Genomic DNA, 21,531 nt, shown 5'->3' with positions numbered 1-21,531 from the left:
GCGGTGCGGGACCGGATCGGTCCGCCGCAAGTGGGACAGGATGCCAATGCCGCAACGAATCGTGCAGCGGATCAATCATGCGCTGGAACGCCGTTTTCCCGAACAGCGGGTGTTTCTGAAATCCGATGCCGAAACGCGGTTCATCCGGTTGCGCCCGCTGACGCAGGCGGTGGCGGCCACCGTGGGTGGGGCGCTGATCGCCTGGACCATCCTTGCGACTGCGATCCTGATGATCGACCATCTGAGCGCGGGCAACGCGCGCGAGCAGGCGCAGCGGTCGGTGGCAGAGTTCGAGCGGCGGCTGGATGCGCTGTCGCGCGAGCGCGACGAGCGCGCGCAAGAGGCCGTGCGGGCGCAGGAACGGTTCAACCAGGCGCTGGCCAAGGTTTCGGAGATGCAGGGGTTGCTTCTGGCCTCGGAAGACCGGCGCAAGGAAGTGGAAACCGGGCTGGACGTGGTGCAGCTGACCTTGCGGCGCACCTTGCGCGAACGCGACGAGGCGCGCGCCGAAGTCGAGACACTGAAGGCCGCGTTGCAGGCGCAAGGCGGCGCCGGCAGCCCCGAGGCGGCGCGCGCGCGCGACGATGCCGCGACGCTCGATCTGCTGGCCGCGACGCTGGGCGCCACGGCGGCCGAGCGCGACATGGCCGCGCAAACCGCCGAAGCTGCGCGAGCCGAGGCCCGCGCAATCGCCGAGGCCAAGCGCAAGCTGGAACGGCGCAACGACGAAATCTTCCGCAAGCTGGAAGAGGCCGTCGCCGTCTCGATGGAACCGCTGGACCGGATGTTCCGCGCCGCCGGCCTGAAGCCCGAGGAAGTCTTGCGCCAGGTGCGCCGGGGGTATTCGGGTTCGGGCGGGCCGCTGGGCGCAATGCGGATTTCCACCAAGGGCATGATGGACGAGCACGAGCTGCGCGCCGACGCGATCCTTGGCGGGCTGGACAACATGGCGCTGTATCGTCTGGCAGCGCAGCGGTTGCCGTTTGCCATGCCGGTGCGCGGGGGGTTCCGGTTCACCTCGGGGTTCGGCTACCGCCGCGACCCCAAGGGGTTCGGCACGCGGATGCATTCGGGCACCGACTTTGCCGGGCCGCGTGGCACGCCCATTCATGTCACCGCCGACGGGGTGGTGACCAAAGCCGGCTGGCATGCCGGTTACGGCAAGACGGTGATCGTGCAGCACGCCTTCGGCATCGAGACGCTGTATGCTCACATGTCCGAAATCCGCGTGAGGGAGGGACAAACCGTCTCGCGCGGGGACCGGATCGGTGATATGGGCAATACAGGACGATCCACCGGCACCCATCTGCACTACGAGGTGCGCGTGGGCGACAGACCCGTCAATCCGATGACCTACATCAAGGCTGCGAGCAATGTTTTCTAAATCCAGGATCAACGAACCCGGTCCCAAGGCCAGCGAGCCGGAAAAGAAGATGCCCGAGGCTGCGGCCCCCTCGGCCGGCAAGCCGGCGTCCGATTTTGCCGCGCCGGTGACGCGCGGCAAGCCGGCGGCATCGGTGCTGTCGTCCGACCTGACGGTGGTGGGCAACCTCAAGACCACCGGCGATATCCAGGTCGAAGGCGTGGTCGAAGGCGATATCCGCGCGCATCTGCTGACCGTGGGCGAAAGCGCCACCATCCGCGGCGAGATCGTGGCCGATGACATCGTCATCAACGGCCGGGTGATCGGGCGCGTGCGCGGGCTGAAGGTGCGGCTGACCTCGACCGCGCGGGTCGAAGGCGACATCATCCACAAGACCATCGCCATCGAATCGGGCGCGCATTTCGAAGGCTCGGTGCAGCGTCAGGATGACCCGCTGGCTGCCGGCAAGCCGGGGCTGGCGGCGGGCTGACCGCAGGGCGGCCAAGGCCCGGCGAACCCCGAAAAGGCGCCCGGACGGGCGCCTTTTTCGTGTCAGGCGAGGGCGCGGGTGTAAAGGTGCCAGCTGGAATGGCCCAGCAGCGGCAGCACCACCAGAAGGCCCAGAAAAGCCGGCACCATGCCGGCAAACAGCAGCACCGCAATCAGCATCCCCCAGCCCAGCATGACCCCGGGATTGCGGCGCACCACGGCCAGCGAGGTCAGCATGGCGGTGACGAAATCGACCTCGCGGTCCAGCAGCATCGGCAAGGCGACCACGGTCAGCGAAAACAGCAACGCCGAGAACACCGCCCCCACCAGCGTGCCCACAACGATCATGGCCAGACCGTTGGGGGTAAGAAATGCCTCGAAGCTGCTGGAAATGTTGGTCATCACCTGCAGGCCCATGAACAGCGCAAAGATCATGTGGGCCAGAAAGTTCCAGAACAGGAAGAACACCACGATCACCGCGGCGATCGAAGGCACCTGCCGGTCCTTCTGCCGCAGGATCACGCCCAGCACGCCGGGCCAGTCCAGCGGCTCGTCGCGGGCCAGACGGCGCGAAATCTCGTAGAACCCGGTGGCGATGAACGGCCCCAGCAAAGGAAAACCCAGCGTGATCGGGATGGTCCACCACACCTGCCCCGAAGCCGTCAGTGCCCAGACCAGCATCCAGCCGCCCAGCACATAGACCCCGGCAAAGAACAGACCGAACAGCGGGGCACGCGTCAGGTCGCGCCAACCGGCGGCCAGCGCGGCCGACAGGTCGGCCGGTGCAAGCGCCCGGATCACCGGGGCCGCGGCGGCGGGCTGTGCGGAAACGGCGGGTGTCATGCGGTCCTCCCCTCCCTCGTGACGCGCTCAGGCTAAGGCGCGGCGGGGCGGGGCGTCCACTGTTTTTCGCAAGCGCCTCAGTCGGCTTGCGCTTCGGCGCGCGACTTGCCGGCCACATCCATCGCCAGCGTGGCGGCCATGAACGCATCGAGGTCGCCGTCCAGCACCCCTTGGGTATCGCTGGTTTCCACGCCGGTGCGCAGATCCTTGACCATCTGATAGGGTTGCAGCACGTAGCTGCGGATCTGGTTGCCCCAGCCGGCTTCGCCCTTGGCGGCGTGCTGGGCGTTGACGGCGGCGTTGCGACGGTCGAGTTCCAGCTGATACAGCCGCGCACGCAGCGCGTTCATCGCCGCCTCGCGGTTCTGGTGCTGCGACTTCATGCTGGAGGTCACGACGATGTTTGTAGGCAGGTGCGTGATGCGCACCGCCGAGTCGGTGGTGTTCACGTGCTGCCCGCCCGCGCCCGAGCTGCGATAGGTGTCGATGCGGATATCGCTGTCGGGGATGACGATTTCGATGTTGTCGTCGACCACCGGATAGACCCAGACCGAGGAAAACGACGTGTGTCGCCGCGCCGCGCTGTCGTAAGGCGAAATGCGCACCAGCCGATGCACGCCGCTTTCCGATTTCAGCCAGCCATAGGCGTTCTTGCCGGAAATCTTGTAGGCGACCGAACGGATGCCGGCCTCGTCGCCGGGCGTTTCCGATTGCAGTTCCACCGTGTAGCCCTTGCGTTCGGCCCAACGCACATACATGCGCGCCAGCATCGCCGCCCAGTCGCAGCTTTCGGTGCCCCCTGCCCCGGCGTTGATTTCCAGAAAGGTGTCGTTGCCGTCGGCCTCGCCGTCGAGCAGCGCCTCCAGCTCCTTTTCGGCAGCATAGGACACCAGGTCTTTCAGCGCGGCCTCGGCCTCGGCCACGATCTCGGCATCGCCTTCGGCCTCGCCCAGTTCGATCAGCTCGACATTGTCGCGCAGGCCGCTGTCGATGCGCTTGTAGACCGCAACCGCGTCGATCAGCGCCTGGCGTTCGCGCATCAGCTTTTGCGCCTTGGCGGGGTCGTTCCACAGGTCGGGCGCCTCGATCAGGGCGTCGAACTCCTCCAGCCGGTGCGGAACGGTCTCCCAATCCATCCGCTGCCCCAGCAGCTTGAGCGACTTGCGGATGGCTTCGACGTGGTTCTGCGTTTCGGCGCGCACGGGGGAGTTCCAATGCCTGTTCGGGTTTCGGCCCCTATCTATCCAAAAGTGCGCCGATAACAAGGCCCGCGCGTCAGAACAGCACGTCACCCGGCTGCAAGGCGCCGGGTTGAAGCCCCGGCAGCATCACGCTGTCGGCGCCGATGGTCAGCAGGCTGCCGCCCGAGACGGAGGTCAACGCGGCCTGCACCTGGGCAAAGCCGGTGAAGACGGTGCCGGAAAGGTCCAGCCGGTCAAGGCCCGGCGTGAAGTCGGTGATGGTGTCGGCGCCCGACCCGGTGGCCAGCACAAAGACATCGGCCCCCTTGCCGCCGGTCATCGTATCCTTGCCGGCCGCGCCGATCAGCACGTCGGTGCCGTCGCCGCCGTTCAGCCGGTCGTTGCCGCCGCCGCCGTCCAGCGTGTCGTTGCCGCCGCCGCCGTTCAGCGTGTCGTTGCCGGCCAGCCCGCGCAACAGATTGGCCCGGGCATCGCCGCCCAGCAGGTCGCCGAAGGCCGAGCCGGTCAGGTATTCAATGCCGGTCAGAACATCGCCCGCCGCATGGCCGCCGGTGGCGGTGCCGGCCGCAAGGTCCACCCGCACCCCGGCGGTGCTGGCCGCATAGGCGGCCGTATCCACGCCGGCGCCACCATCCAGCAGGTCGGCCCCGGCGCCGCCTTCCAGCAGGTCGTTGCCGCCATCGCCGCGCATCGTATCGTTGCCGTCGCCGCCGAACAGCGTATCGCGCCCGTCGCCGCCAGCAAGGGAATCGTCGCCGATACCGCCGTATCCCAGATCGTTGCCCCCCTTGAGCACCAGCGTATCGTTGCCGCCGAGGCCCGGGATGCGGTCGGCGCCTTCGGTGCCGAGCAGCAGATCGTCGCCGCCCCCGATCTCGATGCTGGACACCGTGCTGGCCGACTGGGCAGCCAGCACCACGAACAGCCGCCCGCCGTGATCCACCACCTCGAGGCCCGAGGCGCCCGCAAGGATCGACGTGTCGGCAAGGGACCGGACCAGGGTAAAGCCCTTGGCCGCCGAAAAGGTGAATACCCCGACCCGCCCGGCATTGAAATCCGAAGCCAGGATGAAAGGAACGCCGTCGACCATCGTGGTGGTGATGGCGGTAAAACGGCCGAAGGTGGCGGGCTCCTCGAAGGTCTGGCGCAGCACCAGCGAGCCGTCCGACCGAACCTGCCAGGCCATGAGCGCGCCGTTGTCCCAGGCCGAGCCGGCAAACAGCCAGGATGCGCCGTCGAACCGCGCGGCGTGCAGCCCGCGGGCCATCAGGTTGGCCACCGGCGTCGCCGAGGCAAAGACCAGCGCCCCGCTGGACGTCAGCTCATAGACGCTGATCGCGCTGTCGCCGCCATCGGTGGCTGCAATCACGAAGGTCTTGTTGCCGGCACTGGCGGTGACCACGCGGAAGGCGCCGTCCAGCGGCTGGCCGGGATGGGTGGATTTGGCCACCGATCCGGTCAGCGTCAGGCTGCCGTCCGCGCCCACCTGCCAGACCGCCAGCGCATCGGAATTGACCGCTGCACTGATGACATAGCTTTTGCCGCCGATGCTGGCCTGCGACAGCGCCCAGGCACCGTCCAGCAGGTTGGCGGCCGGGTTGCGCTGCACGGTCTTCAGTTCCAGCTTGCCGTCGGACAGGATGCGAAACACGTTCAGCGCATCGTCGCCTGCCCCCGCCGCCACCAGAAACGACGTGCCGCCCACGGTGACGAGCTGCAACCCGTCCACGAAATCGAGCCCGAGTGCAAAGGTATCGTTCACCGCCGCCACCCGGGTCAGCGTGCCGTCAGGGGCCAGTTGCGCGACCTGGATCCCGGCATCGAAAGGCGAGGCGACATAGACGAACACAGTGTCGCCCGAACGAAAGCTGGCCACGCGGCGCGCGCCGTAAAGCTCGGACCCGACGATATCCCCAAGCCAGGACTTGAAGCTCAGCGCCCCCAGCAGATCCATGCAAAAGCTCCTCGCAAACCGCAGCGCTTCGCAGTTTGTTAAGGAAAGTGGCAAGGATAAGGCCGGACTGCGCCCGAAAGCGCAATCCGGCGGGTCAGTAGAGCCCGCCCGAAGTCACCGTGCCGAAATCGGCCTTCTTCGGGATCACGCGGGTCTGGCCGCTGGCGGTGGTGACGGTGCTGGTCTCGGACCCGTCGGTTTCGCCATAGGCGAACAGCGGCAGGTTGGAGCCCATCGCAAACCCGCCGTCCACGAGGCTGCCGAAGCCATAGGTGTCTTCCTGGCCTTCGCGGAAATATTCGGCGATCACGTTTTCGCCCGTGGCGCTGTCGGGCAGGCGCGCGCCGGTAAAGCGGTCGACCTTCACCCAGTAGCCGCCCGGGGGCACCTTGAACTTGGTGCCGCCATACTTCTTCACCGCCTCGCGCATGAACCGGGTAAAGACCGGGCCGCACATGCCGCCGCCCGAGGCATTGCCAAGGCTGCGCGGCTGGTCGTAGCCGATATAGCAGCCTGCCACGATGTTCGAGGTATAGCCGACGAACCACACATCCTTGGCGTCGTTGGTGGTGCCGGTCTTGCCGGCCACCGGGGCGCCCACGCTGATGCCGCGCCCGGTGCCGCGCTGGATCACGCCTTCCATCATCGAAGTGACCTGATAGGCGGTGATCGGGTCCATCACCCGCTCGCGCTGTGCGGTGATGCGCGGCGGCGCGCCGGGGGGCAGGCTGGCGGTGCGGCAATCCTCGCACACGCGCTGGTCATGGCGGTAGACGGTGCGGCCCCAGCGGTCCTGCACGCGGTCCACCAGCGTCGGTTCCACCCGTTCCCCGCCGTTGGCGAACATCGCATAGGCCGCGACCATCCTGAACAGCGTGGTTTCCTCGGCCCCCAGCGCGTTGGCCAGGAACGGCCCCATCCGGTTGTAGACCCCGAAGCGTTCGGCATAGGCGGCCACCGTTTCCATGCCGATCTCCTCGGCCACCCGCACGGTCATCAGGTTGCGCGACTGTTCCAGCCCGGTGCGCAAGGTCGTGGGGCCGTAGAACTTGTTCGAGGCGTTCTTCGGCTTCCACAGGCCCTGGGGGGTGTTGATCTCGATCGGGGCGTCCACCACGATGGTGGCGGGGTTGAAACCGTTGTCCAGTGCTGCGGCATAAACGAAGGGCTTGAAACTGGACCCGGGCTGCCGCTGCGCCTGGGTCGCGCGGTTGAACACCGTGTCCTGATAGCTGAAGCCGCCCTGCATGGCGATCACGCGCCCGGTGTTCACGTCCATCGCCATGAAGGCGCCCTGAATCTCGGGCACCTGGCGCAAGGACCAGCGCTGGAACTGGCCATCCTTCATCAGCTGCTTGACCAGCACGACATCGCCCACATCCAGCAGGTCGGACGGCACCTTGGCCTTGTTCCCGAGCCGCCCGTTGGGCAGCCGCTTGCGCGCCCAGGTGACATCGGCGGCGGGGATTTCGTGGTCGGTGCCTTCGACGCCTTCGATGCCGATGCGCGCGGTGTTGCCCCCGGTTTCCAGCACCACCGCCGGATACCAGCCCGCCACATCGCGCGGCAGTTCCAGCCTGGCCAGCGCCTCGCGCCACTTGCGTTCGTCGGTCAGCAACTCCGCGTCCAGCGTGGCGCGGGTGCCGCGCCAGATGCCGAGGTTGCGGTCATAGCTTTCCAGACCGTCGCGCAAGGCAGCGGCGGCCACTTCCTGCATCTCGGGGTCGATGGTGGCGCGGATGGTCAGCCCGCCGCCGAAGAACTCGGCCTCGCCGAAGGTGGTGGAAAGCTGGCGGCGGATTTCGTCGGTGAAATAGTCGCGCGGCGGCATGGCCGAACGGAAGCTGGCGTATTCGCCGCCTTGCACGGTGCGCAAGGGGGCGGCAATCGCCTCGTCCATCTGCGCCTTGGTGATGTAGCCATCCTCGAACATGCGGCGCAGCACATAGGCGCGCCGTTCCAGCAGCCGGTCGCGGTTGCGCACCGGGTGGAAGTTGGACGGCTGCGTCGGCAGGCTGGCCAGCACGGCCGCTTCTTCGAGCTTCAGCTCATGCAACGGCTTGTTGAAATAGGTCTGTGCTGCCGCCGCCACACCGTAGGAGTTCTGCCCGAGGAAGATTTCGTTGAGGTAAAGCTCCAGGATCTTGTCCTTGGACAGGGTGCCTTCGATCCGGGTGGCAAGGATGATCTCCTTGATCTTGCGCTCGCCCGTGCGTTCGCCGCCCAGCAGGAAGTTCTTCATCACCTGCTGCGTGATGGTCGATGCGCCGCGCACCCGCTGGCCGCGGGTGGCAATGGCCTCGACCAGGGCCGCGGCCATGCCTTTGGCATCATAGCCCTTGTGGGTGTAGAAATTCTGGTCTTCGGCCGCGACGAAGGCCTGCTTGACGATGGCGGGCACATCCTCGATCGGGGTGTAAAGGCGCCGCTCATGGGCGAATTCGTCGATGATGCGGCCTTCGGACGAATAGATGCGGCTGATGGTCGGCGGGGTGTATTGCGCCAGCGATTCGTGGCTGGGCAGATCGCGGGCGTAAAACCACAGCACGCCGCCCAGCAGCAGCGCCACGGCCAGCAGCCCCAGCGTGATGAAGGTGAAGATGGCCCCGAAAAAGGAACCGATGAACCGGATCACGCGCAAAACCCCCGTCTGACTGATCCCGACATATACCTTTGTCGGGCCGCAGGGTCAAAGCCTTGGGGGCTTGACTGCATCACAGGACGGTCAGCCGGGCGGCACATCGCCGAACAGGTTAAGCTGGTCGCCGGGGCGGGCGGGCGGGCGAAACAGGTCGGTCCTCAAGGCAGGCTGCGGGGCATCGAGCCCGAACCGGCGGGCCGCCAGCGCAAAGCGTCGCGCCAGGAGGTCGGCCCAAAGCCCCTGCCCGGTCATGCGCCGGCCGAATTCGGGGTCGTAGTCGCGCCCGCCGTGCATCTCGCGCACGCGGTTCATCACATGGGCGGCGCGGCCGGGTTCGTGTTCGGCCAGCCAGTCGCGGAACAGGGGCGCCACCTCCAGCGGCAGGCGCAGCGCGATGAAGCGGGCCGCCACCGCGCCGGCCCCGCGCGCGGCCTGCATCAAGGGTTCCAGTTCGTGATCGGTCAGCCCCGGCACCACCGGCGCGATCATCGCGCGCACGGGCACGCCGGCAGAGGCGAGGCGGCGGATGGTTTCCAGCCGGCGGGCGGGGGCGGGGGCGCGCGGCTCCATCCGCCGCGACAGCGCGGGATCCAGCGTGGTCAGCGAGACACCCACCGCCACCAGCCCCTGGGCCGCCATCGGTGCCAGCAGGTCGAGGTCGCGTTCCACCAGCGTGCCCTTGGTGGTGATGGCCAAGGGATGCCGATGATCGTGCAGCACCTGCACCACCTCGCGCGCAAGGCGGTGTTCGGCATCGCAGGGCTGGTAGGGATCGGTGTTGGTGCCAAGCGCGATCGGGGCCGGGCGATACTTCCGCGCGCGCAGTTCACGGTCCAGCACGGCGGCGATGCCGGGCCGGGCCACCAGCCGGGTTTCGAAATCGAGCCCCGGCGACAGGCCCAGAAAGGCGTGGCTCGGCCGGGCGAAGCAATAGATGCAGCCATGTTCGCAGCCGCGATACGGGTTGACCGAACGGTCGAAGGGCAGATCGGGCGAACGGTTCCAGACCAGCGCCGAACGCGGGCGTTCGAGCCGCACCTCGGTGCGCAGCAGGCGGCTGTCCTCGGGGATGTCCCAGCCGTCGTCGAAGGCCTCGCGGTCGTGGCGTTCGAACCGGCTGGCCGCGTTCGAGCCGGCCGCGCGGGCTGGTCTGCGCAAATGTGGCGGTGGCGCGTGTCGGGTCATGTGCGGATCATGGAACGAAAACGGAACGCCGGCAAGCCCCGTCCGTTTGCGACGCATGCCTGTCGGGGACGGCGCGCGGCATGTCGTAAACCGGAAAGTCCCCCTTGCCCTTTGGTCGCATTCAGGGGCAGAACGACGCATTCCACCTGCAAGGCGCGCATCATGGCTGACGACGACGAAATCATCCTGTCGGAACTCTCGGACGACGAGCTTGTGCTTCAGATGCACGACGACCTGTACGACGGGTTGAAGGAAGAAATCGAGGAAGGCGTCAACATCCTGATCGAACGCGGATGGGCGCCCTATGACGTGCTGACCAAGGCCCTGGTCGCCGGCATGACCATCGTCGGCGCCGACTTCCGCGACGGGATCCTGTTCGTGCCCGAGGTGCTGCTGGCCGCCAACGCGATGAAGGCGGGCATGGCGATTCTGAAGCCGCTGCTGGTGGAAACCGGCGCCCCGCGCATGGGCAAGATGGTGATCGGCACCGTCAAGGGCGACATCCACGACATCGGCAAGAATCTGGTGGCGATGATGATGGAAGGCGCCGGGTTCGAGGTGCTGGACCTCGGGATCAACAACTCGGTGGAAAAATACGTCGACGCCCTGATCGCCGAACAGCCCGACATCCTGGGCATGTCGGCGCTGCTGACCACGACCATGCCCTACATGAAAGTCGTGATCGACACGCTGAAGGAAAAGGGGATGCGCGACGATTACATCGTGCTGGTCGGCGGCGCCCCCCTGAACGAGGAGTTCGGCCGCGCCATCGGGGCCGATGCCTATTGCCGCGATGCCGCCGTGGCGGTGGAAACCGCCAAGCAGTTCGTGGCGCGCAAGCACAACCGTCTGGGCGCCTGACGCCGGTGCAAGCGGGGGCGCTGCCACCGCGGACAAGGCGATAGCGGGGGCTGTGCCCACGCGGGAAAAGCGGTAGCGGGGGCGCTGCCCCCGCACCCCCGGGATATTTGGACAAGGTGAAGCCGCAGGACGGCGGGGCATCTTTCGCAGGTGTCTGCTGCGCGATCAGGGGGTCAGCACCAGCCTGTCGCGGGTCATTTCCACCCGGGCGAAACGGTTCAGAAACTCCATCCCCAGCAAGGAGACGTCAAGCGGCCCGTCGCCCACCCAGGCCGGCAGGTCGCCCAGCGGCGTGCCTTCGAGGCTTACGCCGCGCAAGGTGACGCGGGCGGTGCGGATGGTGCCGTTGGCGGTGCGAGCCTGGCCGACATAGGCCAGCGAACGCCGGTCGATTCCCAGCCGGTCGGCATCGCGGTCGCCCAGCACGATGGTGCTGGCGCCGGTATCGACCATGAAGCGCACCGGCGTTCCGGCCACATCGAGGGTCAGATAGAAATGGTCGTCGGGCGCGCGCCGCGCGACGATCTGCGTTTCGCCTTGTTGCGCCACAGCCGCGCGCTGGCCCGAAGGCGCGAAATCCTGCCAGAGGCCATAGGCAGCGGCGAGCCCGACAAAGATCAGCAGCCAGGCCAGCGCCTGCCGCGCCATCTGCCCCATGCGCCCGCGGCTTTCGACCACGAGCCAGCCGGCCACGGCCGAACCGAGAATGATGAGCCAAGCCAGTCTGGCGAAGTCGTCTCCGGTCATGCGGCGCCCTCCTGAGCCCGATATGGGGCCGCGGGCGGGCCGCCGCCAGAGGCGGAGATCATTCTTCGGCGCCGTCCTCGGCCTCGGCCGCGATGCGGGCGACGGAGGCCACCTCCTCGCCGGAACCGTTGAGGTCGAGCACCTTTACCCCGCCGCCCGAGCGCGACATGAAGCGGATCCCCTCGACCGGCACGCGGATCGACTGCCCGGAACTGGTGGCGAGCATCACCTGATCGGTCATCTCCACCGGGAAGGCCGCCACCAGCGGCCCCCCGCGCATGGCAGAATCGCTGGCGCGCACGCCCTGGCCACCGCGCCCCCGGACCGGGTAGTCATGGCTGGAGGTGATTTTCCCCAGGCCGCCGGCGGTGATGGTCAGGATCAGATCCTCGGCCGCCGACATCTCGGCATAGCGTTCGGGCGACAGTTGCCCGGCCTCGGCGGTATCGTCCTCGTCGTCGGTTTCAGGCAATTCCTCCACCGCGCCGGCCACAAGGCGGCGCTGGCGCAGGTAGGCGGCGCGTTCTTCGGGCGTGGCATCGAAATGGCGGATGACCGCCATCGACACCACGCGGTCGTCCTCGGCCAGGCGCACGCCGCGCACCCCGGTGGAATCGCGCCCCTTGAACACCCGCACATCGGTGGTGGGAAAGCGGATGGCGCGGCCCTGGCGGGTCACCAGCATCACATCGTCGTTCTCGTCGGCGATGCGGGCATTCACCAGCGAGACGCCATCGGGCAGTTTCATCGCGATCTTGCCGTTGCGCATGATGTTGGTGAAATCGCCCAGGGCATTGCGCCGCACATCCCCGTCCGAGGTGGCGAAGACGATCTGCAGGTTGTCCCATTCGGCTTCGGGCGCATCCACCGGCATCAGCGCGGCAATCGAGACGCCGGGCGAGATCGGCAGGATATTGACGATGGCCTTGCCCTTGGCGGTGCGCCCTGCCAGCGGCAGGCGCCAGCATTTCAGCTGATAGACCATGCCGTCGGTGGTGAAGAACAAGAGCGCCGTGTGGGTGTTGGCCACGAACAGCGTGGTGACCACATCGTCTTCCTTGGTCGCCATCGAGGCCAGACCCTTGCCGCCGCGGCGTTGGGCGCGGAACTCGGCCAGAGGCGTGCGCTTGATGTAGCCGCCCGAGGTGATGGTGACCACCATGTCCTCGCGCTCGATCAGGTCTTCGTCCTCGAGGTCGCCGCCCCATTCGACGATCTCGGTGCGGCGCGGCACGGCGAACAGCTGCTTCACCTCGCGCAGTTCGTCCGAGATGATGCTCAGGATTCGTTCGCGCGACCCGAGGATGGCCAGGTAATCCTTGATCTTCGCGGCCAGGTCTTCCAGCTCGTCGGTCACTTCCTTGACGCCGAGCTGCGTCAGCCGCTGCAGCCGCAGGTCGAGGATGGCGCGGGCCTGGATTTCCGACAGGTTGTAGGTGCCGTCGTCGTTGAGCTTGTGGGTCGGGTCGTCGACCAGGCGGATGTAGTCGGCAATTTCCGCGGCAGGCCAGCGCCGCGTCATCAGCCGGTCGCGCGCCTCGGCGGCGTCGGCGCTGGCGCGGATGGTGCGCACCACCTCGTCCACGTTCGAAACGGCCACCGCCAGACCGCACAGCACATGGCTGCGGTCGCGCGCCTTGCCCAGTTCGAAGGCGGTGCGGCGCACCACGACATCTTCGCGGAAGCCGATGAAATGCGACAGGAAATCGCGCAGGCCCAGCGTCTCGGGGCGCCCGCCGTTCAAGGCCAGCATGTTGCAGCCGAAACTGACCTGCAGCGTGGTGAAGCGGTAAAGCTGGTTCAGGACCACATCCGGGGTGGCATCGCGCTTGAGCTCGATCACCACGCGCACGCCTACGCGGTCGGATTCGTCGGCAATGCCCGAAATACCGTCGAGCTTCTTTTCCCGCACCAGTTCGGCGATCTTCTCGATCATCGCGGCCTTGTTGACCTGGTAGGGAATCTCGTCGACCACGATGGCAAAGCGGTCCTTGCGCAGCTCCTCGACATGGGTCCGCGCCCGGATCAGCACCGAGCCGCGCCCTTCGAGATAGGCCTTGCGCGCGCCGGACCGGCCAAGGATCAGGCCCCCGGTCGGAAAATCGGGCCCGGGGATGATCTCCATCAGCCGCTCGACCGACAGGTCGGGGTTCTCGATCAAGGCAAGGGTGCCGTCGATGACCTCGCCCAGGTTGTGCGGCGGAATGCGCGTGGCCATGCCCACGGCGATGCCTTCGGCCCCGTTGACCAGCATGTTGGGAAAGCGCGCGGGCAATACGACCGGCTCGCGGTCCTTGCCGTCGTAGTTGTCCTGGAAATCGACCGTGTCCTTGTCGATATCGGCCAGCAGGTAGGCGGCGGGTTTTGCCATGCGCACTTCGGTATAGCGGAAGGCGGCCGGCGGGTCGCCGTCCATCGAGCCGAAGTTGCCTTGCCCGTCCAGCAGCACGAGGCTCATGGAAAACGGCTGCGCCATGCGCACCAGCGCATCATAGATCGCCGAGTCGCCGTGCGGGTGATACTTGCCCATCGCATCGGCCACGGGGCGCGAGGACTTGCGATAGGGCTTGTCGTGGGTGTTGCCGACCTCGTGCATGGCATAAAGGATGCGCCGGTGCACGGGCTTCAACCCGTCGCGCAGGTCCGGGATCGCGCGGCTGACGATGACCGACATGGCATAGTCGAGATAGGCCGTGCGCATTTCGGCCGAAATGTCGACCTGCGGGCCATGATGGCCAGGGCGCGCCGGATTTTCCGGTGCGGTTTCAGTATTTTCCGGGCGGTCGCTCACGTTGGCTCGATCTCTGGCTGACAGGGCCTGCGGCGGCCCGTGGTCTGGTCGGCCGGACTATACCCGATGCGCGGGCCAGGGTGCAAGGCAAGCCGCCCCCATCGGTCTGGCAGCCGGCGGGACCGATTGCCAACAGATTGTTTTCATTGAAAAACAACCTTTGTGTGGCATCATCGGTCATCAGGGGGGTTCGTGCGAAAGGAGGCTTGCATGCGCGACCGGACACCGGAAACCGAACTGATGCTGAAAGGCTACGGGCTGACAACGGCGGAATTCTTCTATCGACTGCCCGACTATCGCAATGTGCTCAACAGCTACATCTGGCAGGATTACGACCTCGCCCCCGATCACCCGCGCCTGTTCCGCTTCATCGAGTTCTGGCAGAAGAACATCGAAGGCCCCCTGCATTCGGTGCGCTTCACGCATCGCAAGATGATCGGTGCCGGCGAATGGCGTAACGTCACCGGAGAATTCACCCTGCATTGATCCGCGCGCCGATCGGTCAGGCAGGCCAAAGGGGGCTGTCTGCCCCCTTTGGAAACCCCCGAGGATATTTGCATCAAGGTGAAATGCAGCCGAAGGCGAAGGTGCATGCTTTCACCTTGCCGAAATATCCTCCGGGGGTGCGGGGGTGGAAAACCCCCGCTCCGACGCCGGGGCGAGGCGGGCGATCAGGGAATGATGCGGGTATATTTGATGCCGGCCAGGGTGGCGCCGGCGATCAGCCCGGACTGCCCGAACACCAGCGCCACCACCGGCGCATTCTCGGTGGTTTCCTTTCCGATGCTGCCGCCCTTGTCGGGCAAGGCATAGCGCGCATCCGCACCAACTGCCCAGCCGTCGGCGCGGCGGAATTCGCCCAGCGCCTGTTCGGTCATGAAGAACAGCGCATGGGCGTATTGCTGTGCACCGATCTGGAACCCGATGGTGGCGCGGGCGGCGGCGTAATAATCCACCGTCACGTCGTTGATGCGCAGCGCGCCGCGGCCGTAGCCGCCACCGATGCCGAAGCCGGCTTCGGTCACCAGCGGGATGTAAAGGATGCCCGCCGCCTTGGTGGCCAGGTCGCGCGTTCCGGGATAGCGCGAAAACAGGAAGTCGCGCGTGGCATCGACGCGCGCATCGATCGTGTCGCCCCCGCGCGAGCCCACGCCGTTGGCGCAGGCCGAAAGGCCGAAGGTCGCACCGAGGCCCAGCACAAGGCCGCGCCGGGACAGGCTGGTCGAAGAAATCATGGCATGCTCCGCCTCTGGGCCGGGGCCGTATCGCCCCTTGGCACAAAGGCTAGCAGAGCCGGGCCGGCCTGTCACCGGATGCCTTCGGTTTTCGGCATTTCCTTGCCGGGTCAGGCGCGCAGCGCCTCGGCCATCGCCGGGGCGAAATAGGTCAGGATGCCGTCGCAGCCGGCCCGCTTGAAGCACAGGAGGCTTTCGGCCATCGCCTTGCCCTCGTCGATCCAGCCGTTGCGTGCCGCGGCCATGAGCATCGCGTATTCGCCCGAAACCTGATAGGCATAGGTCGGCGCGCCGAAGGCATCCTTCACCCGGCGGCAAATATCGAGGTAGGGCATCCCCGGCTTCACCATCACCATGTCGGCGCCTTCGGCCAGATCGCGCGCCACAAGGCGCAGCGCCTCGTCGCTGTTGCCGGGGTTCATCTGGTAGGTCTTCTTGTCGCCCACCAGCCGCGCGCCGGCGCCCACCGCATCGCGGAACGGGCCGTAGAAGGCCGAGGCATATTTCGCCGCATAGCTCAGGATGGTCACATCCTTGTGCCCGGCAGCCTCCAGCGCCGTGCGCATCGCGCCGATCCGCCCGTCCATCATGTCGGAGGGGCCGAGGATGTCGGCCCCCGACGCGGCCTGCGCCAGCGCCATGCGCACCAGCGCCTCGACGGATTCGTCGTTCAGGATCACCCCGTCCTTCACCAGCCCGTCATGCCCGTTGGCGTTGTAGGGGTCGAGCGCCACGTCCGTCATCACGGCAAGGTCGGGGAACTCGGCCTTGAGCAGGCGGATGGCGCGGTTGGTCAGGTTGTCGGGGTTCCAGGCCTCTTCGCAGGTTTCGGTGCGCAGGGCCTGATCGGTATAGGGAAACAGGCAGATCGCCGGAATGCCAAGGCGGTGTGCCGCCTCGGCCTTGCGCAGCAGCACATCCAGCGACAGCCGCGCCACCCCGGGCATCGAGGGCACCGGCTCCTCTACCCCGTTGCCGTCGCGGATGAACACCGGCCAGATCAGGTCGGCGACCGACAGGCGGTTTTCCTGCATCAGATCGCGCAAGGCGGCGGTGCGGCGCATGCGGCGGAAACGGGTGGCGGGGAACGGCGCAAAGCTGGGGGTCATGGCGGGCTTTCTGTGACGGGCTTGCCATGGCCGTGCCTGCCATGCTTTCGACCGCATCTCAAGGGTAGGATTCCGCGGCCGGCCCCACTAGAACCGGCGCGGGGGCGAAACCTGCCGCGAGGCCCCGGGCTTTTGCCCTGCAGGCTAGCGGCAACAGGCACAGGACGGCGCGTTGAACCTGACAGGCACCATCTTCTCGGTCATCGACATGCGGTCGTTCTCGAACCTGTGGTTCTGGATCGCGCTCGCGGTGATGTGGTCCACGGCCAGCCACTGGGTGCTGGGCGTGCCGTGGGACATGGTGCTGCGCGCGCGCCGCAAGGGCGGGCAACTGCAGACCGATGTCGAGGATCTGGCGCGCATCTACGTCAACCGCATGCTTTACATCGGGCGCGTTTCGGGGACGGCGCTGATGGTGCTGATGGCGGGGTTCCTGTCGGCGCTGGGGGTGCTGGGGTTCTGGTATGGCATGCAGTTCGCGCAGGCGGTGTTCCTGCTGGCCGCGCCCATGAGCCTTGTGGGCCTGCTGTCGCTGCGCGCCGCCACCGCCATCGAGGCTGGCGAGAACACCGGCGAGGCGCTGTTCCGCCGCTTGCGCCGGCACCGCCGGGTGGTGCAGACCATCGGCATGATCTCGATCTTCGTGACGGCGATGTGGGGCATGTTCCAGAACATGCACATGTCGGTGCTGGGGCAATAGCGATGGCGCGCGTGCTGGCGGGGGGCGCCCCGGAAGGGTTCGATGCAACGCTGGTCCTGCGCGAGGCGGCGCGCGGCCCGGTGATTCACATCGCGCGCGACGACAAGCGCGCCGAGGCGATGCGCGCGGCCCTGGCGGTGCTGGCGCCCGGGCAGCTGGTGCTGAGCTTTCCGGCTTGGGATTGCCTGCCCTACGACCGCATTTCGCCCAACCCCGAGGTGTCGGCCGCCCGCATGGCGGTGCTGGCGGCGCTGGTGCATGGGTTGCCGGTGGCGCCGATCCTGGTGACCACGCTGTCGGCGGCGACCCAGCGGGTGCCCGCGCGCGCCACGGTGCGCGGCGCGAGTTTCGTCGCCCGCGTGGGCGACCGGGTGGACGAAGGCGCCTTGCGCGCCTTTCTGGTGCGGGCCGGGTTTACCCATGCCCCCACGGTCACCGAACCGGGCGATTGCGCGCTGCGCGGCGGCATCGTCGATGTGTGGCCGCCGGGGCTGGATGCGCCGCTGCGGCTGGATTTCTTTGGGGACCAGCTGGATGCGATCCGCCGGTTCGATCCCGATACCCAGCGTTCTGGCGAAAGGCTGGGGTCCGTGGACCTCGCGCCGGTGTCCGAGGTGGTGCTGGACGAAGCCGCGATCACCCGGTTCCGCCAGCACTACCGCGCCGAGTTCGGCGCCGGCGGGGCCGACGACCCGCTTTACGAATCGGTCAGCGCCGGGCGCAAGCAGGCCGGCATGGAACACTGGTTGCCGTTCTTTCACGAGCGGCTGGAAACGCTGTTCGACTACCTGCCCGATGCCACGCTGACGCTGGACGACCAGGCCGAGGCCGCGCGCGCCGCGCGGTGGGAAGCGATTTCCGACCAGTACGATGCCCGGACCGAGGCGATGGCCGCGCGCGGCCGGCTGGATTCGGTGTACAAGCCCTGCCCGCCGGGGCTGCTGTATCTGGACGATGCGGCCTGGACGGATGCCGTGGCCGGGCGGCGGCTGGTGCAGTTTCACGGTGCGCCGCAGCCGCCCGGCCCAGGCGTGATCGACGCCGGCGCCCGGCGCGGGCGCAGCTTTGCCGCCGAGCGGCAGGCCGAAGGCATCAACCTGTTCGCCGCCGTGGCCGACCACATCCGCGCCCGCCGCGCCGCCGGCCATGTGGTGCTGACGCATCATTCGACCGGCTCGCGCGACCGGATGGCGGGGCTGCTGGCCGATCAGGGCCTGACCGGCGCCGAGGTGGTGGAGGATCTGCGCGCCCTGCCCCCGGTCGCGGGTCCGGGCCGACTGTATCTGGTGGTCTGGCCGCTGGACGAAGGCTTCGAGGCGCCCGGCCTGACGGTGATTTCCGAACAGGACATCCTGGGCGACCGCATGATCGGGCGCCCGCGAAAGAAACGCCGGGCCGAAAACTTCCTGCAAGAGGCCACCGGCCTGACCCCCGGCGACCTGGTCGTGCACGTCGAACACGGCATCGGCCGGTTCAAGGGGTTGGAAACCATCACCGCCCTCGGTGCCCCGCACGATTGCGTGGCGCTGGAATATGCCGGGGGCGACCGGCTGTATCTGCCGGTGGAAAACATCGAGCTTCTCAGCCGTTACGGCCACGAGGAAGGCCTGCTCGACAAGCTGGGCGGCGGGGCTTGGCAGGCGCGCAAGGCACGGCTGAAGGAACGCATCCGCGAAATCGCCGACCGGCTGATGCGCGTGGCCGCCGAACGCCACCTGCGCGCCGCCCCCGTGCTGACCCCGCCCGAAGGCCTGTGGGATCAGTTCTGTGCCCGGTTCCCTTACGTGGAAACCGACGACCAGCTTTCCGCCATTGCCGCCGTGCTGGACGATCTGGCCAACGGCAACCCGATGGACCGGCTGGTGGTGGGCGACGTCGGCTTCGGCAAGACCGAAGTGGCAATGCGCGCGGCCTTTGTGGCCGCGATGGCGGGGTTGCAGGTGGCGGTGATCGCCCCGACCACCTTGCTGGCGCGCCAGCACTACCGCAGCTTTGCCGAACGCTTCCGAGGCTTTCCGCTGAACGTGCGGCCCTTGTCGCGGTTCGTCAGCGCCAAGGAGGCGGCGGCAACCCGCGCCGGGCTGGCCGACGGCACGGTGGATATCGTCGTGGGCACCCATGCGGTGCTGGCGCAAGCGGTCAGGTTCCGCAACCTCGGCCTCCTGGTGATCGACGAGGAACAGCACTTCGGCGTGACCCACAAGGAACGGCTGAAGGAATTGCGCAGCGACGTGCATGTGCTGACGCTCACCGCCACGCCCATTCCGCGCACGCTGCAACTGTCGCTGTCGGGGGTGCGCGACCTGTCGATCATCGCCACGCCGCCGGTCGATCGTCTGGCGATCCGAACCTATGTGTCCGAGTTCGATACCGTGACCATCCGCGAGGCGCTCTTGCGCGAAAAATACCGCGGCGGGCAGTCGTTCTTTGTCGTGCCCCGCATCTCCGACCTGCCCGAGATGGAGGAGTTCCTGCGCGACCACGTGCCCGAGGTCACGGTCATCACCGCCAACGGGCAACTTGCAGCGGCCGAGCTGGACCAGCGGATGAACGATTTCTACGATGGCAAGGCCGATGTGCTGCTGGCCACCACCATCGTGGAATCGGGCCTCGACATCCCCACCGCCAATACCATGATTGTTTATCGCGCCGACATGTTCGGCCTCAGCCAGCTTTACCAGATCCGCGGCCGGGTGGGGCGCAGCAAGACGCGGGCCTATTGCTACCTGACCACCAAGCCGCGCGTGCCGCTGACCCCGCAGGCGGAAAAGCGGCTGAAGCTGCTGGCCAGCTTCGATTCGCTGGGGGCGGGTTTCACGCTGGCCTCGCACGACCTCGACCAGCGCGGCGCCGGAAACCTGCTGGGCGAAGAACAGTCGGGCCATATCAAGGAAGTCGGGTTCGAACTTTACCAGCACATGCTGGAAGAAACGATCGCCAAGATCAAATCCGGCGAGATCGAGGGGCCGCAGGCGCTGGACACCGACTGGTCGCCGCAGATCAACCTCGGGGTTCCGGTGATGATCCCCGAGGATTACGTGCCCGATCTGGACGTGCGGCTTGGCCTTTACCGGCGGCTCTCGACCCTGTCGGGCAAGGTCGAGCTCGAAGGCTTCGCCGCCGAGCTGATCGACCGTTTCGGCCCCGTCCCGCGCGAGGTGAACACGCTGCTGCTGGTCATGCGCATCAAGTCGATGTGCAAGGCGGCCGGAATCGCCCGGCTGGATGGCGGGCCCAAAGGCGCCACCGTGCAGTTCCACGGCGACAGGTATGCCAACCCCGCCGGCCTGGTCGATTACCTGCAATCCGACCCGAAATACATCAAGATCAAGGACAACAAGCTGGTGATCCAGCGCGACTGGGCCTCGGAAGCCGACAAGATCAAGGGCGCCTTCGCCATCGCCCGCGACCTGGCCGAGCGTGCCAAACCCGGTGCCGCCCCCAAGGCACCGCCGCGCCCGACCGGCCCGCCGCCCAAGGCTCCGCCGCCACCGCCGCCAGTGAAGCCCATACCGCGCGCCGTGCCGGTGGAACGGCGCAAGCTGACCGGGCCCAAGGACAAGCCCGTGTTCCCGGGGCGGCGCCGATGACGCCGGTCCTGCAACGGCACCTGCCGCAGATGCCCTGGATGCAGCCGGCGACCGCGCGCCTGCCCGGCATCCAGCCCGTCGCCCCCGGCGACTGGCTGCGCCTGGACGAAGCCTTTGCCGGCCAGATGGCCGAACGCGACCGGCTGATCCGCGATTGCCCGCAGGTGGTCCACGCCCTGTTGCCCGAGGCCGAAGCGCCGGCGCGCGAGTTGCTGGACCGGGTGCTGACCGAACTGCCGACGCTGGGTGGTTACGAACTGGCCGAAGGCACGGTGAGACGGCCCGATGGCGTTGCGGTGGCGTTGAACCGTGATGCCCCGCTGCTGACCCTGGGCCGTCTGGTGCAGGAGGATTTTGCGATCCATACGCCAGAGGGCAGGGAACATGCGCTGACGGGCGCCATCCTGTGCTTTCCGGCCAGCTGGACCCTGGCCGAAAAGATCGGCCGCCGGCTGACCGGCATCCATGCGCCGGTGCAGGTTTACGATGCACAGGTCGCGGCCCGCGTCCAGCGCCTGTTCGATGCGATCAGGCCGGAACAACCCCTTTGGCGGGCGAATGCGTTGCTGTATCAGGATCCTGCCCTGCACCAGCCGCGGCGCGAGAACGAACGCCGGCCGAAACCGGCCGAACGCAACTATCTGCGCAGCGAACGCCAGTGCCTGGTGCGGCTGCCGCAGACCGGGGCGGTGGTGTTTTCCATCCACACCACCGTGGTGCATGTGGACGACGTGCCGCCCGAGGCGCTGGCGGCCTTTCGCGCCTTGCACCCCTGAGCCCGGGTGGAAGGCAGGACCAAGGGCTTGTTCGGGAACGCACGA

The 21,531-nt window shown here is 67.3% G+C and carries 16 protein-coding genes; 7 read left to right on the top strand and 9 right to left on the bottom strand.

From position 1 onward, the window contains the following. Nucleotides 1-46: 46 nt before the first annotated feature. Both ACK4S2_RS05000 and ACK4S2_RS04995 read left to right on the top strand, forming a co-directional pair. Nucleotides 47-1,384, top strand: coding sequence for a DUF5930 domain-containing protein (locus ACK4S2_RS05000; protein ID WP_409620991.1), 1,338 nt, complete (start codon nt 47-49; stop codon nt 1,382-1,384). Next, entirely contained in the window at nt 1,374-1,853 is a 480-nt protein-coding gene (locus tag ACK4S2_RS04995; RefSeq protein WP_409620988.1) for a polymer-forming cytoskeletal protein, read from the top strand. The genes ACK4S2_RS05000 and ACK4S2_RS04995 overlap by 11 nt, the downstream gene beginning before the upstream one ends. 62 nt (nt 1,854-1,915) lie before the next feature. Here ACK4S2_RS04995 and ACK4S2_RS04990 read toward each other — a convergent pair whose 3' ends face one another. The 5 genes from ACK4S2_RS04990 to ACK4S2_RS04970 all read right to left on the bottom strand — a co-directional run bounded on the left by ACK4S2_RS04990 (nt 1,916) and on the right by ACK4S2_RS04970 (nt 9,677). Next, complete coding sequence (locus tag ACK4S2_RS04990) at nt 1,916-2,695, bottom strand: DUF2189 domain-containing protein (protein WP_409620985.1); 780 nt, start codon at nt 2,693-2,695, stop codon at nt 1,916-1,918. A 77-nt stretch (nt 2,696-2,772) separates the two neighbouring features. Further along, nucleotides 2,773-3,897: a peptide chain release factor 2 gene (gene prfB / locus ACK4S2_RS04985; RefSeq protein ID WP_409620982.1), complete on the bottom strand. Its 1,125-nt coding sequence runs from the start codon at nt 3,895-3,897 to the stop codon at nt 2,773-2,775. A gap of 73 nt (nt 3,898-3,970) precedes the next feature. After that, entirely contained in the window at nt 3,971-5,851 is a 1,881-nt protein-coding gene (locus ACK4S2_RS04980; protein WP_409620979.1) for a calcium-binding protein, read from the bottom strand. A gap of 94 nt (nt 5,852-5,945) precedes the next feature. Further along, nucleotides 5,946-8,486, bottom strand: a complete 2,541-nt coding sequence (locus tag ACK4S2_RS04975) for a penicillin-binding protein 1A (protein WP_409620976.1) — start codon at nt 8,484-8,486, stop codon at nt 5,946-5,948. A 90-nt stretch (nt 8,487-8,576) separates the two neighbouring features. Then, nucleotides 8,577-9,677 (bottom strand): PA0069 family radical SAM protein, encoded by a 1,101-nt coding sequence (locus ACK4S2_RS04970; RefSeq protein ID WP_409620973.1) that lies wholly within the window; start codon nt 9,675-9,677, stop codon nt 8,577-8,579. Between the two features lie 162 nt (nt 9,678-9,839). On the opposite strand from ACK4S2_RS04970, the gene ACK4S2_RS04965 reads away from it, so the two are divergent. After that, nucleotides 9,840-10,538 carry a corrinoid protein gene (locus tag ACK4S2_RS04965; RefSeq protein WP_409620971.1) on the top strand — a complete coding sequence of 233 codons (699 nt, stop codon included), beginning with the start codon at nt 9,840-9,842 and terminating at the stop codon, nt 10,536-10,538. Nucleotides 10,539-10,703: 165 nt separating this feature from the next. Here the strand turns inward: ACK4S2_RS04965 and ACK4S2_RS04960 are convergent, their stop codons facing one another. Together ACK4S2_RS04960 and gyrA are read right to left on the bottom strand one after the other, a co-directional pair. Beyond that, entirely contained in the window at nt 10,704-11,285 is a 582-nt protein-coding gene (locus ACK4S2_RS04960) for a TIGR02281 family clan AA aspartic protease (protein WP_409620968.1), read from the bottom strand. A 58-nt stretch (nt 11,286-11,343) separates the two neighbouring features. Then, nucleotides 11,344-14,076 carry a DNA gyrase subunit A gene (gyrA, locus tag ACK4S2_RS04955; RefSeq protein ID WP_409620965.1) on the bottom strand — a complete coding sequence of 911 codons (2,733 nt, stop codon included), beginning with the start codon at nt 14,074-14,076 and terminating at the stop codon, nt 11,344-11,346. Nucleotides 14,077-14,286: 210 nt separating this feature from the next. Here gyrA and ACK4S2_RS04950 point away from each other — a divergent pair, with 210 nt between their 5' ends. Continuing rightward, nucleotides 14,287-14,562: an usg protein gene (locus tag ACK4S2_RS04950; protein ID WP_409620962.1), complete on the top strand. Its 276-nt coding sequence runs from the start codon at nt 14,287-14,289 to the stop codon at nt 14,560-14,562. A gap of 185 nt (nt 14,563-14,747) precedes the next feature. On the opposite strand, the gene ACK4S2_RS04945 is transcribed toward ACK4S2_RS04950, so the two are convergent. Next, on the bottom strand, nt 14,748-15,311 hold the full coding sequence (locus ACK4S2_RS04945) for a YSC84-related protein (RefSeq protein WP_409620959.1): 564 nt from the start codon (nt 15,309-15,311) through the stop codon (nt 14,748-14,750). Nucleotides 15,312-15,421: 110 nt separating this feature from the next. Continuing rightward, a complete protein-coding gene (gene hemB, locus ACK4S2_RS04940) occupies nt 15,422-16,420 on the bottom strand; it encodes a porphobilinogen synthase (protein ID WP_409620956.1) in 999 nt (332 codons plus the stop codon). 172 nt (nt 16,421-16,592) lie between these two features. Between hemB and ACK4S2_RS04935 the strand changes: the two genes are divergently transcribed. Genes ACK4S2_RS04935 through ACK4S2_RS04925 form a run of 3 tightly spaced genes read left to right on the top strand, consistent with a single transcriptional unit; the run spans nt 16,593 to nt 21,486 of the window. Next, on the top strand, nt 16,593-17,120 hold the full coding sequence (locus ACK4S2_RS04935; RefSeq protein WP_409620953.1) for a component of SufBCD complex: 528 nt from the start codon (nt 16,593-16,595) through the stop codon (nt 17,118-17,120). 2 nt (nt 17,121-17,122) lie between these two features. Next, nucleotides 17,123-20,710, top strand: coding sequence for a transcription-repair coupling factor (gene mfd, locus ACK4S2_RS04930; RefSeq protein ID WP_409620950.1), 3,588 nt, complete (start codon nt 17,123-17,125; stop codon nt 20,708-20,710). Further along, the gene (locus ACK4S2_RS04925) at nt 20,707-21,486 is read left to right on the top strand and encodes a heme-dependent oxidative N-demethylase family protein (RefSeq protein ID WP_409620948.1); all 780 of its coding nucleotides are present in this window, start codon (nt 20,707-20,709) and stop codon (nt 21,484-21,486) included. Before mfd ends, ACK4S2_RS04925 begins: the two co-directional genes overlap by 4 nt. Nucleotides 21,487-21,531 lie beyond the last annotated feature (45 nt).

Origin of the sequence: Gemmobacter sp., from assembly GCF_046292685.1 — a bacterium.
Classification (GTDB): Bacteria; Pseudomonadota; Alphaproteobacteria; order Rhodobacterales; family Rhodobacteraceae; genus Wagnerdoeblera.
This window is presented reverse-complemented; position numbering and strand designations above follow the sequence as displayed.